The sequence below is a fragment of the Pseudofrankia sp. DC12 genome, assembly GCF_000966285.1.
Lineage (GTDB): Bacteria > Actinomycetota > Actinomycetes > Frankiales > Frankiaceae > Pseudofrankia.
The window spans coordinates 3,522,508-3,536,160 of sequence record NZ_KQ031391.1 but is presented as its reverse complement, the minus strand read 5'-3'; the positions used below and the strand labels follow the sequence as shown (position 1 = coordinate 3,536,160).

At 72.6% G+C, this 13,653-nt stretch carries 11 protein-coding genes; 8 read left to right on the top strand and 3 right to left on the bottom strand.

Annotation, left to right across the window (positions count from 1 at the left end; translation table 11 throughout):
- Positions 1-114: 114 nt before the first annotated feature.
- The 3 genes from FRADC12_RS13960 (at position 115) to FRADC12_RS13950 (ending at position 3,492) form a co-directional block, all read left to right on the top strand.
- On the top strand, positions 115-1,128 hold the full coding sequence (locus tag FRADC12_RS13960; RefSeq protein ID WP_045876987.1) for a Gfo/Idh/MocA family oxidoreductase: 1,014 nt from the start codon (positions 115-117) through the stop codon (positions 1,126-1,128).
- Positions 1,129-1,245: 117 nt separating this feature from the next.
- Positions 1,246-1,674 carry a MarR family transcriptional regulator gene (locus FRADC12_RS13955; protein WP_255355192.1) on the top strand — a complete coding sequence of 143 codons (429 nt, stop codon included), beginning with the start codon at positions 1,246-1,248 and terminating at the stop codon, positions 1,672-1,674.
- 450 nt (positions 1,675-2,124) lie between these two features.
- Positions 2,125-3,492: a citrate synthase gene (locus FRADC12_RS13950; RefSeq protein ID WP_084010723.1), complete on the top strand. Its 1,368-nt coding sequence runs from the start codon at positions 2,125-2,127 to the stop codon at positions 3,490-3,492.
- A gap of 139 nt (positions 3,493-3,631) precedes the next feature.
- Here FRADC12_RS13950 and pdxH read toward each other — a convergent pair whose 3' ends face one another.
- A complete protein-coding gene (gene pdxH / locus FRADC12_RS13945) occupies positions 3,632-4,459 on the bottom strand; it encodes a pyridoxamine 5'-phosphate oxidase (protein ID WP_232303784.1) in 828 nt (275 codons plus the stop codon).
- Positions 4,460-4,842: 383 nt separating this feature from the next.
- Between pdxH and FRADC12_RS13940 the strand changes: the two genes are divergently transcribed.
- The 4 genes from FRADC12_RS13940 (at position 4,843) to FRADC12_RS13925 (ending at position 8,963) form a co-directional block, all read left to right on the top strand.
- The gene (locus tag FRADC12_RS13940; RefSeq protein WP_045876985.1) at positions 4,843-5,940 is read left to right on the top strand and encodes a citrate synthase 2; all 1,098 of its coding nucleotides are present in this window, start codon (positions 4,843-4,845) and stop codon (positions 5,938-5,940) included.
- 34 nt (positions 5,941-5,974) lie between these two features.
- Positions 5,975-7,087, top strand: a complete 1,113-nt coding sequence (gene serC / locus FRADC12_RS13935; RefSeq protein WP_045876984.1) for a phosphoserine transaminase — start codon at positions 5,975-5,977, stop codon at positions 7,085-7,087.
- Positions 7,088-7,377: 290 nt separating this feature from the next.
- Complete coding sequence (locus FRADC12_RS13930) at positions 7,378-8,190, top strand: hypothetical protein (RefSeq protein WP_045876983.1); 813 nt, start codon at positions 7,378-7,380, stop codon at positions 8,188-8,190.
- A gap of 2 nt (positions 8,191-8,192) precedes the next feature.
- Positions 8,193-8,963 (top strand): L,D-transpeptidase, encoded by a 771-nt coding sequence (locus FRADC12_RS13925; protein WP_045876982.1) that lies wholly within the window; start codon positions 8,193-8,195, stop codon positions 8,961-8,963.
- 756 nt (positions 8,964-9,719) lie between these two features.
- On the opposite strand, the gene FRADC12_RS13920 is transcribed toward FRADC12_RS13925, so the two are convergent.
- Complete coding sequence (locus FRADC12_RS13920; protein WP_232303783.1) at positions 9,720-9,965, bottom strand: hypothetical protein; 246 nt, start codon at positions 9,963-9,965, stop codon at positions 9,720-9,722.
- 480 nt (positions 9,966-10,445) lie between these two features.
- On the opposite strand from FRADC12_RS13920, the gene FRADC12_RS13915 reads away from it, so the two are divergent.
- Positions 10,446-11,594, top strand: a complete 1,149-nt coding sequence (locus FRADC12_RS13915) for a CE1 family esterase (RefSeq protein WP_045876980.1) — start codon at positions 10,446-10,448, stop codon at positions 11,592-11,594.
- Positions 11,595-11,622: 28 nt separating this feature from the next.
- On the opposite strand, the gene FRADC12_RS13910 is transcribed toward FRADC12_RS13915, so the two are convergent.
- A complete protein-coding gene (locus FRADC12_RS13910) occupies positions 11,623-12,594 on the bottom strand; it encodes a hypothetical protein (protein WP_232303782.1) in 972 nt (323 codons plus the stop codon).
- Between the last annotated feature and the right edge of the window lie 1,059 nt (positions 12,595-13,653).

Below are 13,653 nucleotides of genomic sequence, written 5' to 3'. Positions count from 1 at the left end.
CATCGCCCATCACGCCCGGACTGCGCCCGCTCACCAAAGATCGACAAGATTGCCGCCGGTGGCTCGGCCCAACCGTTCGTCGCCGGGGCGCAGGCGGAGGCACTATCTGGTGCCATGACCACCGTTCCCGAGCTCGTCGGGCCGCGCGACCCGGTCGCCGCGCAGACCTGGCGGGAGCAGCGGCGGGCAGACCGGCGCCGCGACCCGCAGCTTCCGGTCGCCGCGGCGCTGGTCACCGACGGCTCCGAGCGCCTGACCGCGAGCCTGCTGCGGGAGGCCGGGATGGACGTGGTCGGGCTCCTCGCGCCGGAGCCGCTGGAGTCGCTCGCCTGGGCCGCCGACGTGGGGGCACCACGGGCGTACGGCGACCTGGCCGCGCTGCTGTCGGACGACATCGAGGCTGTGTGCATCGAGCTCGCGCCGCCGGCGTCCGACCTGATCGCTCAGCGGGCCGCCGAGGCCGGGCTGCACGTGCTGCTGGTCAGGGCGGTCACCTCGGACCCGGAGGCGCTGCGCGCGGTCGCCGACGTCGCCGAGGACGCGGACCTCGCGCACGTCGTGGCGTTCGACGACCGGGCCTGGCCGGCGGCCTGGCACGTCCAGGCGTCGGTGCCGGCGCTCGGCCGGCTCACCCAGATGACCGTCGTCGGCGCGCCGTCCGGGCCGCTCGGGCGGGCGGAGATCCTCGACCTGACCGTGCGCTGGTGCGGCGAGGTGCTGGCGGTCTGCGCCGACCCGGCGGGCATGCCGGCCCCGCTGCTGACCAGCACCGCGCCGGTTACCCTCGCGCTGCTGACCGCGAGCGGCGCCACGGTGCTCGTCCACGAGCAGATGGGCGCGAGGCTCACCGACGCGACGTTCACGCTGTGCGGTGAGGAGGGCCGGATCGTGGTCGAGGGCCGGCGGGTCCGGCGGTCCGACCACGAGGGGGTGCGCACCGTGTGGATGCCGCCGCCGGTCTCCGAGCGCCCGGGCCTGGTCGAGGCGACCTACGACCTGGTGCGGGCGGTCGAGCTGGACGACCCGGCGATGGTCCGCGGCGCGACCGTCCACGATCTGCTGACGGTCACGCGACTGCAGGACGCGGCGCGCCGCTCCCGCGAGGCCGGCGGCTGGGTGGAGCTCTAGTCCCGGCCGCGCCCCCGGCGCGCGGGCGGCTGTCGGCTGTCGTCCGGTCGGAACCGTTCGCACCGGCACTTGCCGAGCGGCGGCTAGATCCTGAAGTTGGGTCATGAGTACCGTCAGATGATGGACAGCGCCGCGAAGACCGAGCTTGCGTCGGCATTGCGTCTCTCGGTGATGCGGCTGTCGCGGCGGATGCGCCAGGAGCGGTCGAGCAGCCTCACGCCGACGCAGCTCGCGGTGCTCGCCACGCTGGAGCGGCACGGCCCGATGACGTTGGGCGAGATCGCGGCGCACGAGCGGGTTCAGCCGCCCTCGATGACCCGGGTCATCAGCAATCTCGCGGATTCCGGCCTGGTGGCGAGGTCGGCGCACCCCACTGACGGCCGGCAGGTCATCGCGGAGGTCACCGAGGCCGGCCGGGCGCTGCTGGAGGCGGACCGCCGCCGCCGGGACGAATGGCTGGCCGAACGCCTGGCGGAGCTCTCCGATCTCGAGATCGCCGCGCTGCGCCACGCGGCACCGATCCTGGAGCGGCTCGCCGGCTCCTGAGCCGGACGTGCGGGCCCGCGGTGTGGCCGCGAGGCCCGCGCCCGGCGCGGATACCACCGAGTGTGACAACTCGCACCCGGACGGACCGCCGGCCCGGCGCACCCACCGGCCGCCGCGACGACGCTCAACGCATTCACATCAAGACTGGGTATCACCCGTCAGGAAGCAACGTTCACCGGTCTGACGAACACGTCATGTAGCCAGGTCACAGCGCTACGCGGTGGGCGCACAACAGCGCTGACCAACCCGGCGACGGGGGACAGACCGGGTGGCGCAGCCCACGTCGGATGTTCCACTCCGATCACGCGCATGTGGCGCCTCCAGCGGCGAGACTTGGGAGCAACGAACTGCCAGCAAACCGGCGCGAGGGCTCCGCAACCCCGGACTCACGGCGCCGGCGTCGTGCCAGCCCGTCGACCGACTGCGCTGCCACAGCGAGAGGAGCCCGGCGTGTCCGAGCAGGTCAGCACCCTGACCGTGACCGACAACCGCACCGGTCGTAGCTACGAAGTACCGATCAAAGACGGCGCCGTGCGCGCTGCGGACTTCCGCAAAATAAAGGTCGACGACGACGACTTCGGGCTGATGACCTACGACCCGGCGTTCACCAACACGGCGAGCTGCCGGAGCGAGATCACCTACATCGACGGCGACGCCGGCATCCTGCGGTACCGCGGCTACCCGATCCAGGACCTCGCCGAGAAGAGCAGCTTCCTGGAGGTCGCCTACCTCCTGCTGGCGGGCGAGCTGCCGTCGAAGGACGAGCTGGCCACCTGGGAAGACGAGATCACGCACCACACGCTGGTGCATGAGTCGATTAAGAAGTTCATCGACGGCTTCCACCACGACGCGCACCCGATGGGCATGCTCGTGTCGTCCGTCGGTGCACTGTCGACGTTCTACCCGGACGCCAAGAAGATCAAGGACCCGGGACTGCGCCGCCTGCAGATCGTCCGCCTGATCGCGAAGATCACCACGCTGGCCGGCTACTCCTACCGGCATTCGGTGGGCTTCCCGTACGCGTACCCGGACAACGACCTGTCGTACGCCGGGAACTTCCTCAACATGATGTGGAAGGCGACGGAGCTCAAGTACGAGCCGGACCCCAACCTCGAGCACGCGCTCGACGTGCTGTTCATCCTGCACGCCGACCACGAGCAGAACTGCTCCGCGAACGCCATGCGCGCGGTCGGCAGCTCCGAGGCGGACCCGTTCTCGGCCGCGGCCGCCGCGATCGCCGCGCTCTACGGCCCGCTGCACGGCGGCGCCAACGAGCAGGTCCTGCGGATGCTGCGCGAGATCGGCTCGGTGGAGAACATCCCGACCTTCATCGCCCAGGTGAAGGACGGCAAGAAGAAGCTCATGGGCTTCGGGCACCGGGTCTACAAGAACTACGACCCGCGGGCCCGGGTGATCCGTCAGGTCGCCGACGAGGTCTTCAAGGTGACGGGCACCAACCCGCTGCTCGACCTGGCGATGGAGCTGGAGCGGATCGCCCTTTCGGACGAGTACTTCATCTCCCGCAAGCTGTACCCGAACGTCGACTTCTACACGGGCATCATCTACCAGGCGATGGGCTTCCCGGTGGAGATGTTCCCGGTGCTGTTCGCCATCGGCCGCATGCCCGGCTGGCTGGCGCAGTGGGAGGAGGGCCTGCTCGACCCCGAGCAGAAGATCGCCCGCCCCCGCCAGCTCTACGTCGGCCACGGCGAGCGTTCGTATGTCCCGATGTCGGCACGCACCGCCGACATCGACGCCGATGTGGACGCCATCGCGGCCCAGGCGGCCCAGGCCGCCCCGGAGCGCCCACTGCGCTAGCGCCCCCGGCAAGGCTCGGTCAGAAGGCCGGCCCGGCCCCTGATCCATGGGGTTGGGCCGACCCTTCGTCGTCCGCACCAGCGCCTTGATCGGCTTCTGCCAGCGACGGCCGGAACGACCGGAGTGGCAGCCGCACGAGTCAGGGGGAAAGGCGTTCGATGACCCAGTTGTCCGGGCCATCGGGGCCAGGTGCAGTGACGCGGCGATACCGGAGGCGGTCGTGGAGGCGGTCCGGTCGGCCCTGCCAGAACTCGACCGTCTCGGGCACGACCAGGAGGCCTCCCCAGAAGGTCGGGACAGGGATCTCGGTGCCGTCGGGCCAGCGCTCGGCGAACTGCAGGTCGCGCCGTTCCAGCTCCGCGCGCGAGGTCAGGACGGCGGACTGCCGGCTGGCCCAGGCACCGAGCTGGCTGCCTCTCGGCCGGGACCGGAAGTACTCGGCCGAATGGGCCGGTGAGATCCGTTCGACCGCGCCGACGACGATCACCTGACGTTCCAGCGCGTACCAGGGGAACACGAGGCTGCCGTGTGGGTTGGCCGCGCTCTCCTGGCCCTTGCGGGAGTTGTAGTTGGTGAAGAGCAGGAACCCCTCGGCGCTGAAGCCCTTCAGCAGCACGGTCCTGGCGCTCGGCCGGCCGGCGGCGTCGGCTGTGCCGAAGACCATCGCGTTGGGCTCGAGCACCCCGGAACCGGGAGCCTCCGCGTCGGCGAACCAGTTGGCGAACTGCTCCACCCAGACTGGCGCAAGGTCACCCTCATCGAGCCAGCCGACGTCGTAGACCCGTCGAAGCTCGCCAAGGTTGGCCGTCACATCGGCGCCATCGTGGTCAGGAACGTCGTCATGCCTGTCCAGGCCCCGGCCGCGGTGATCTCCGCGTTCCGCGGAACGGGGCGGCGCGACGCCGGCGGCCGGGGCCTCGACGTACGTGTCCGGTGCCCCGGCGGGGGCGGGTTCGCGGGCGGCCATGAGCCCGATCCTGGCACCACGCCACCGCCCGATCCGGGCACCGCGGCACGGACCGCGAGCCCACGACGCGGCAGTGAGCGGCGGCGACCTCCGCTGGGACGTGACCGGACCGTTTTCCGGCTCCTACCGGCTTCGCCCCGATGTGAGCTACGACACCTCGGCGCGGTGAGGGCTTTCTCCACGCCGCCTTGAGGGCGAAGGTCCGTCGAGAAGAGTTGGATGGAGGGATGGCCGGCGGACGCCGTTTTCGGCGAGACTGGCCGGCCGGGCACAGCCAGGGCGGCAGGACGCGCGCCACCCGCGGCTCGCCGAACCCGATCCGAAGCAGGCAACGAACCACAACAGGATTCAAGTCGCGAACTCAGAGCGGAGATCCGGACTCGATGGCCGAGAAGACAAGCGATTTCAAGCCCGGACTGGAAGGCGTCATCGCCTTCGAGACCGAGATCGCCGAGCCGGACAAGGAAGGCAGTGCGCTGCGCTATCGCGGCGTCGACATCGAGGACCTGGTCGGCAAGGTCGACTACGGCCACGTCTGGGGCCTGCTCGTCGATGGCTCGTTCGAGCCCGGCCTGCCACCGGCCGAGCCGTTTCCGGTGCCGGTGCACTCCGGTGACATAAGAGTCGACGTGCAGAGCGCGCTGGCCATGCTGGCCCCGTACTGGGGCTTCGGCCAGCTGATCGACATCCCCGACGAGCAGGCCCGGATGGATCTGGCCCGGTCGTCCGTGATGGCGCTGTCCTTCGTCGCGCAGTCGGCCCGTGGCCTCGGGCTCCCGGCCGTGCCGCAGACCGAGGTCGACAAGGCCCGGACGATCACCGAGCGGTTCATGATCCGCTGGCGCGGCGAGCCGGACCCGAAGCACGTCCAGGCCGTCGACGCCTACTGGGTGTCCGCCGCCGAGCACGGCATGAACGCGTCGACGTTCACCGCCCGGGTCATCGCCTCCACCGGTGCCGACTGCGCCGCGGCGCTGTCGGGCGCGGTCGGCGCCCTGTCCGGCCCGTTGCACGGCGGGGCGCCGTCCCGGGTGCTCGCCATGCTCGACGAGGTCGAGCGGACCGGCGACCCGGTCGGCTACGTGAAGCAGGCGCTGGACAACCACGAGCGGCTGATGGGCTTCGGCCACCGGGTCTACCGGGCCGAGGACCCGCGCGCCCGGGTGCTGCGGCGCACGGCCCGCGACCTCGGCTCGCACCGGTACGAGGTGGCCGAGGCGCTGGAGGCGGCGGCCATCGAGGAGCTGACGAACCGCTACCCGGACCGGCCGCTGCGGACCAATGTCGAGTTCTGGTCGGCCGTGGTGCTGGACTTCGCCGAGGTGCCGGCACATATGTTCACGTCCATGTTCACCTGCGCGCGGACCGCCGGGTGGAGCGCGCACGTCATGGAGCAGAAGCGCACCGGACGGCTGATCCGGCCGTCCGCCCGCTACGTCGGCCCGGCGCCTCGGCCCCTGGGGGATGTGGCAAGTGCCTGAAGTCGAACAGACGACTGACTCACAGCAAGGGACGATGACGATCGTTCTGCCTGATCACCTTCGCCCGGTCGACGGCCGGTTCGGCTGCGGGCCATCGAAGATCCGGCCGGAGGCGGTGGCGGCCCTCGCCGCGACCGGCACCAGCCTGCTCGGCACGTCCCACCGGCAGAAGCCGGTCAAGAACCTGGTGGGCCGGGTCCGGTCCGGGCTCGCACAGCTCTTCTCGCTGCCCGACGGCTACGAGGTCGTCCTCGGTGTCGGCGGGTCCACCGCCTTCTGGGACGCGGCCGCGTTCAACCTGGTCCGGGAGCGCTCGCAGCACCTCGTCTTCGGCGAGTTCGGCGGCAAGTTCGCCGAGACCACCGCGGGTGCGCCGTTCCTGGCCGACCCGTCGGTGATCAGGTCCGAGCCCGGCTCGCACCCGGACTGGTCGCCGCTGGCCGGCGTCGACGCCTACGCGACCCCGCACAACGAGACGTCGACGGGCGTCGCCAAGCCGGTCCGCCGCCCGGTGGGCGCCGACGCCGGCGCGCTGCACGTGGTCGACGCGACCTCCGGCGCCGGCGGCCTGCCAGTCGACGTGTCCGAGGCCGACGTCTACTACTTCGCGCCGCAGAAGTGCTTCGCCTCCGACGGCGGGCTGTTCGTCGCGCTGATGTCGCCGGCGGCGCTCGCCCGGCTGGGCGAGATCAAGGCGACGGGCCGGTGGATCCCACCGTTCCTGGACCTGACGACCGCGCTCGACAACTCCACCAAGGACCAGACGTACAACACCCCGTCGGTGGCGACGCTGTTCCTGTTCGCCGAGCAGCTGGACTGGATGAACGGCCAGGGCGGCCTGGACTGGTGCGTCGCCCGGACCGCCGACTCGAGCTCGATCCTCTACAACTGGGCCGAGAAGACGTCCTACGTCACGCCCTTCGTCGCCGACCCGGCGCAGCGGTCGCAGGTCGTCGTAACGATCGACTTCGACGGGGTGGACGCGGCGGCGGTCGCCGAGGCGCTGCGGGCGAACGGCGTCGTCGACGTCGAGCCGTACCGCAAGCTCGGGCGCAACCAGCTGCGGATCGCGTGCTTCCCCGCGGTCGACCCGGCCGACGTCGAGGCGCTCACCGGCGCGATCGAGTACGTGGTCGACCGGCTGTAACGAGCCGGCGGGCCCACTACCGCGTGATCGGCCGGCCGGATCCCGTCAGGGGATCCGGCCGGCCGTTCTCGCGTGCTCCGGCCACCGGCTCGGCACCGGCGCCCAAAAGAAACCCGTACCCAACGTGCGCGCTAGCCCGGTACCCGCGTCGAGTATGCGCTTTGCGATATTGGTACCGTTCCTGCCGGCGACGGCGCACCCGAGCAGGATGCCCGTCGAGTCCGGCTAGCCGGGGCCGCGCGGGAACATGACCGCCGTGGGCCCGTCGTCCTGCAAGGGAGAACGGATCCATGCGTAACTCCAGAATGCGGGCCGCCACGGCCGGCCTGCTTGGCGCGGCAATGGTCGCCATCGCCAGCCCCGCCTGGGCCGCCGACACCCCGACCCCGACGCCGACGTCGACCTCCTGCACCACGCCGTCACCGACGGCCGCAGCGTCGGTCACGGCGACCACGACAACGACGCCGACCGGCACGCCCACCGCCACGGCGACCAGCACCGCGAGCGCGCCGACTCCGACGGCGACCGAGACCACCGCCGCGCCCTGCGGCGTGATCGTGGCGGGCGGCACCGCGACGCCGGAGGTGACCACCCCCGGCACCCCCAACACGAGCCCGAGCTCGTCGCCCGGTGTCATCGTCATCCCGGGCCTCGGGACGATCAACCTGGACATCAAGAAGGACTGCGACGCCTTCAACTCGTTCTCGCCGGTCAAGCTGCCCTGTGACAAGCAGATCACGGGCATCCAGGACTTCGTGCCGAACCCGCTGGTCATCACGGCCAAGTGCGGCCCGGACGGCCCGATCTGGACGGTCACGAACACCGGCACCGCCGCGCTGGGCTACGGCTGGTTCGACATCAACCTCGGTGGCGGCGTCTCGATGATCGCCCCAGGTGAGAGCCAGACCCTGAACAGCCACTCGATCGCCGTGATCGCCTCGCCCTGGGACGCCAAGACCAGCACCCTGCTGGTCGCGATCCCGGCCGTCGGCTACTCGACCTGCCCCGGCGGCACCTCCGTCAAGATCCCGCCGATCGTGCTGCCGGTCGCCCCGCCCGCCACGGGCGTGGCCGTCCCGGGCACCCCGCACTTCACGGGCTGACCGTGCGTTTCTCAGCCTCACTCGCCCGCGTCACGGCGACAGCGGCCATCGCCGTCGTCGCCGTGGCCGGTTGCGGCGGTGGCAAGGGCTCCTCGTCCGCCACCTCGACCCAGATCCCGGACACCGTGAAGAGCGAGCTCTCCGCAGTGGCCGGCGTCGGCGTGGACAGCACGATCCTGACCGCCAACACCGGCTCAGTCGCCGTCTACGCGGCGCCCAGCACGGCCGGAAGCGCCGGGACGGTGAAGGTCCGGCTCGCCAACCCGAACCAGGACGGCGCCAAGCTGGTCTTCCTGGTGACGGCAAAGCTGCCTGGCTGGTGGCAGGTCCTCCTGCCGGTCCAGCCCAACGGCAGCACCGGCTGGGTCAAGACCGACCAGGTCACGGCGAGTACCACGCCCTACCGGATCGTGGTCTCGCGCGGCCAGCACACGATGACCCTCTACAAGTCGGGTGGCGTGATCGCCGTCGAGAAGGTCGCGATCGGCACCTCGGACACCCCGACTCCGGGTGGCCGGTTCTACCTCGCCGAACTGCTCAAGCCGCCGAACCCGAACGGCCCCTACGGACCGTACGCGTTCGGGCTGAGCGGCTTCTCGACGACCCTGGCGTCGTTCGACGGGACGAAGCCGGTCATCGGCCTGCACGGGACCAACCAGCCCCAGCTGCTGGGCCACGACGTCTCGCACGGCTGTATCCGGCTCAGCAACGACGCGATCACCCGGCTCGCCGGAACGGTCCCGACCGGCACCCCGGTCGACATCATCGCCTGATCGCACTTTCAACCCCTCGGGTGGCGTCAACCGCGGTCCTTCCGTGAGCCACCCGAGGGAGCGATCGGCGCGCCTGGCGAAGGACGGTCGCCGACGTGGTCGCCGAGCCGGGCTTGGACGCGGCGATCAGCCAGGTTCGCAGGTAGGAGGCGTTAGCCCCGCTCCAACCGGGTAGATGCCCCAGAGCTGGTCGCGGGCACTGAGCCACGCAACGAAGGCCAGGCGGAGGCTGTGGGGACTCCTCCGCCACCGGGGGACCGCGCACGTGCGTGAGTTGGAGGGCTCCGCGCGTTGCCGACGGTCCCACCCGGCCGCGGTCGCGCCGGCCCGACGCTCGGAGGGGGGCGTACGGAGGCGCGACCGCGGCGGTCGGCCAGAACGGGCGCGGAGCGCCCGCTGGCCGACCGCCCGTCGGGCGCTAGGGCGCCCTGCGAACGCCTATCGATCGGGACGTGGAAATCGGGAGCCGAGGCCGTACTGGGTTGGCTTCGTGGCCGGGTCTCGCTTGGGCGCCCGCCGGCTGAGGTCGCGTACCGCCTGAGGCTGCCGCACCGGCCAAGGCCGCTCGCCGACTAGGGTCGTTCGCCGCGGACGACGGTGGAGATGGGCGGGTTGGCTTCGTGGCTGGCATCGCTTGGCGCTCGCCCATTGCGGTCGCGTACCGCTTGAGGCTGCTGCACCGGCTGAGGCCGCTCGCCGACTAGGTCGTTCGCCGCGGACGACGTCGAGATGGGCCGGCTTCGTGGGTGGGTACCGCTAGGGTCGCTCGCCGCGGACGACGTTGAGGTGGGGGCGCTCGTGCTGGGCGCCAGCCGTCTTCTCCGCGGCCGTGCGGTAACGGTCGAAGGCCGCCTGGGCACGGCTCTCCAGGTCGTCCACCAGGGCCAGCTGGGCCCGGACGCGCCGCTCACCCGCCGGTCCGGCAGCCAGCAGGTCCGACAGGCAGTGGTCCACTGCGCGCCGCGCCGCCAGCCACCCAAGGAGCAGGCGGGAACGGTCCATGTCCGATAGCTCGTCCACCGAGAGTTGTCCCTCCGGATTGCCGATTGCTCGCTCCGGTCGCGTCTCCTGACTACCTACCCTGGGGGCAGTCGCGCTTCACATTGCGACGAGCCGGCCGGCCCGCCGTCAGCTGGCTCGTCGCCCGCGCTGGCTTCCACTCCCAGAGTGCCGCACAAGGGCCGGCCACGCCCGACAGTTCGCCGAACCCCTCCCCACCGTGTCATCCTCTCGCGCCCGCCCAAACGCCCGACGCCGCCCGTCGCCGAGTGATGCCGCCAAGCCCGCCACCAGGGCGCCGACGCCGCAGCCGGAGCGCCTGGGCCCTGCGTGGCCGCCAGCCGGCGCCACGACCTCATGTGGCGGAGACGACCTGGGATGTCACCCGCCCAGCACACCCGAAGACGGGCGACACGTGGCAAAGGGACCACTGACGGCCATGATGGACAACCGGGCGTCGGGTCCGCCCAGGGAAACGGCAAAATGGGCGATGTGTCGGCCGTCCGTCGCCGCCGGGCCGTCACGGTCTGGCCCCTCAGCCTCCTGTTCGCCGCTCTGGCCTTCGCCGGATGCGGCTTCCCGGCCGGTGACCCGCCCGCTGCCGGTGGCGCGGCCGGGGCGACGCCGGCCGCCGTGGCCGCCGCCGCCACCCCCACCCACACGACCGGCCCGGACGCCTACGAACGCTCCGGCCGCACGGCCCAGCTGCGCCTCGTGCTGCCCGGGCCGGACACCGCCGGGCCCTACCCGCTGGTCATCGCGCTGCACAGCCTGTTCCACTCGGCAACCGAGACGGACGGCTGGGGACTGAGCCAGCTCGCCGAGACCGCGGGCTTCGCGATGGTCAGCCCGGACGGCATCGACGGCTCGTGGGACGCGGGCAACTGCTGCGGCGCCGCGGCCAGCAAGAAGATCGACGACGTCGCCTACCTGCACGCGCTGATCGAGCACCTGGAGGCGAACTACCCGATCGACCCGACCAGGGTGCTGATCGTCGGACTGTCCAACGGCGGCATGCTGGCGTACCGCTACGCCTGCGAGCACCCCGAGGACATCGCCGGGATCGCCGTCGTGGCCGGCAGCCTGGAAGTGCCCGGGTGCGCGCCGAGGACTCCGGTGACCGTCGTATCGGTACACGGCGGCAAGGACCAGCACGTGCCGGCCGCCGGAACTCCCTGGCAGCCCGATCTCGGCGCGCCGATCACCTCGACCGTGGACAGCCTGGCCCCGTTTCGTGCCCTGGACCGCTGTGAGCCGGCCACCAGCGCCGGCGACGTCACGGCGACTGGCCCGGACGGTGCGCCGCGCCTGAGCGACGCGCTCAGCACCGGCAGCCCGGCAGTGACACCGGCGCAGATCCGCGCCACGCTGGCCGGCGCACGGACGTCCGGCGACCCGGCCTCCGGCGGCGCCGCGCCGATCACGCCGGTGCCGGTCAGCACGGCGACCAGCCCGACCGACGCTGTGCGGACCGAGTCCACCTGTGCCGCGAGCGCCCGGGTGGTCGACTACTTCCTGCCCGACGTCGACCACGGCTGGCCCGCGTCGACCGGCCCGGCCGCGTTCGACACTGCGACCGTCGTGTGGCGCATCCTGAGCGGCGCCCGGGCCAACCCCGTCCCCAGCCGGTAGCCCGACGGCCGCGTCAGGCCAAGGTGGGTCAGGCCGCGGGCTGGAACGAGGCCCGCAGCGACCGCATCAGGCCGTCCAGCTCGGACGAGGAGTCCGCCGGCACCCGGACGATGAGGACGTACTCGGCGCCCGGCCCGTCCACGGAGTGCATCATGTACGCGACCTTCTGGCCCTGGCGGGTGTAGGTGCCGGTCAGCTCCCACGCCGTGGCGCCGCTGACCGGGTCCTTGACGTTGCCGGAGCCGGTGACCGTGTGGCCGGCCAGGGTGTTGAACTCCAGCGCGTCCACCTTCGAGACGGCGGCCGCCCCGTCGGTCAGGCCGGCCCGCCGCGCGACGCCGACCATCCGGGGGCCGCTCGGCTCGACGAAGAAGACGGCCGTGCTGTCCGGGTGGATCGTCCAGGTGCCCGGGTGCGAGAACGTCGACCTCGCGTTGCTGGTGGTGGCCGTGTAGGCGGCCCAGTCCGCCGGGACGGCCGGGGTCGGGGTGGCGCTGGTCCTCGGCGCCGGCGCGGCAGCGGCGGGCGCACTGGCGGACGGGGTGAGGCTCGCCGAGGAGGCCGTCGTCGCGTCGCCACTCGGGCGGATCTTCTCCCAGACGACGCCAGCCCCGACACCGAGGCCCAGCGCGAACCCGAGCCAGACCAGCGTGATCACCAGGCGGCGCCAGAACAGCGCCATGCCGAGATCAGGTCGTTCGGTCTCCGGCGGGTCGTCGTCCTCGTCCTCGTCCGTCTCGGCGAAGGCGGCCAGCCGGCCCGAGCCGGCCGAGCCGCCCTCCGTCCCCAAACGGCCGGCCGGGCCGGCGCCGGCCCGGCGCGGCCCGGCACCGCCGCGCGACGCCGCCGGGCCGTCCCGGCCGACCCGAGGGCCGCGCTCGCCATCCCAGTCCCAGTCGGCGCCGCGGCCGAGCTCGGAGGCCGGGTCGGCGGGGCCGTCGAGGAGGGCGTCGTCGCGGCCATCGGCCCACGGGCCGCCCCGTCGGGGGCGCCTGATCATCGTCTGCTCGCTGACGGATTCCCGCTGAGGGTCTTCAAATCGGCCGCGGGCGCCGGTCCCACCAGTGTCACGGCCGGTCCTGCCATCAAGGTCACGGCCGGTCCTGCCATCAAGGTCACGGCCGGTCCTGCCATCAAGGTCACGGCCGGTCCTGGCATCGCGGCCGGTCCTGCCGTCGGCGCCGCCGGCTCCAGGGCCTGGAGCGCGCGGGCTGAGCATCGTCTGTTCGGCGCGGGACTCGGGGGGCGGCGGGCCGAATCGGTCGCGTGCGGCCGCCTCAGGGCCAGCCGCGGCCACGCGGGGGCCGGTGCCTCCGGTTCGCCGACGGCCTCCCGTCACCTGGTCAGCCGGGCGACGACCGGGCGCCGGGGCACGATCGCCCGCCGGGCCGGGACCACCGGCCGGGCCGGGACCATCAGCCGGGGAACGTCCGGCTGCCGGGCCGCGACCGCCGGCGGTGTTGCCAGCGGGCGGCACCAGCACCTTGCGGCCCGTGAAGCCGGGCCGTGAGTCGTCGCCGTCGCGACCGTTCGCGGCGACGCGGCCCTCCGGCCCGCGGCGCTCCCGGCCCTGCCCCGTCCGGTCGGGGCCGCCCGGTGGGAATGAGCCGGTGTTCCGCGGGCGGCTGTCCTGCCGGTACGGGTCGTCGTCGCTGTCCCAGCCCCCGCCGACGGCGCCTGGATCACGGCGGTGGGGGTCGTCCGCGCGGCGTGGCGGGGGGGCGCCGCGGTCCGGGGCACGGTCCGGGGCACGGTCAGGCGCGCGGCCGGGATAGCCACTGGCCGCGCCCGGCAGGCGCCCACTCTGGCGGTTCCGCGGGTTCGCCTCGTCAGCCCGGCGACCGGTGGCGTTCCGGGGGTCGCCCGCCGGCCCGCCGCGGCGGGGCGGCGGGGCGGCGGGGCGGTAGTCGTCCTGGCGGTAGCCACCTGGCTCATCGGCACGTCGACCGCCCGCCGGAGCTCGGCGAGGGTCGACCGGGCCCGGTCGGCGCGTACCGTCCGTCACCGGGCAGCCTCCCTCCGGGCCTCATCCGGCAAGGCCCCCGACCGGCACACTGCC

Coding starts and splice junctions, on each gene's coding strand:
- FRADC12_RS13910 (WP_232303782.1), bottom strand. CDS start 12,594: ATGATCAGGCGCCCCCGACGGGGCGGCCCGTGGGCCGATGGCCGCGAC.
- FRADC12_RS13940 (WP_045876985.1), top strand. CDS start 4,843: ATGGCCGAGAAGACAAGCGATTTCAAGCCCGGACTGGAAGGCGTCATC.
- FRADC12_RS13960 (WP_045876987.1), top strand. CDS start 115: ATGACCACCGTTCCCGAGCTCGTCGGGCCGCGCGACCCGGTCGCCGCG.
- FRADC12_RS13915 (WP_045876980.1), top strand. CDS start 10,446: ATGGGCGATGTGTCGGCCGTCCGTCGCCGCCGGGCCGTCACGGTCTGG.
- FRADC12_RS13920 (WP_232303783.1), bottom strand. CDS start 9,965: ATGGACCGTTCCCGCCTGCTCCTTGGGTGGCTGGCGGCGCGGCGCGCA.
- serC (WP_045876984.1), top strand. CDS start 5,975: ATGACGATCGTTCTGCCTGATCACCTTCGCCCGGTCGACGGCCGGTTC.
- FRADC12_RS13930 (WP_045876983.1), top strand. CDS start 7,378: ATGCGTAACTCCAGAATGCGGGCCGCCACGGCCGGCCTGCTTGGCGCG.
- pdxH (WP_232303784.1), bottom strand. CDS start 4,459: ATGGCCGCCCGCGAACCCGCCCCCGCCGGGGCACCGGACACGTACGTC.
- FRADC12_RS13955 (WP_255355192.1), top strand. CDS start 1,246: ATGATGGACAGCGCCGCGAAGACCGAGCTTGCGTCGGCATTGCGTCTC.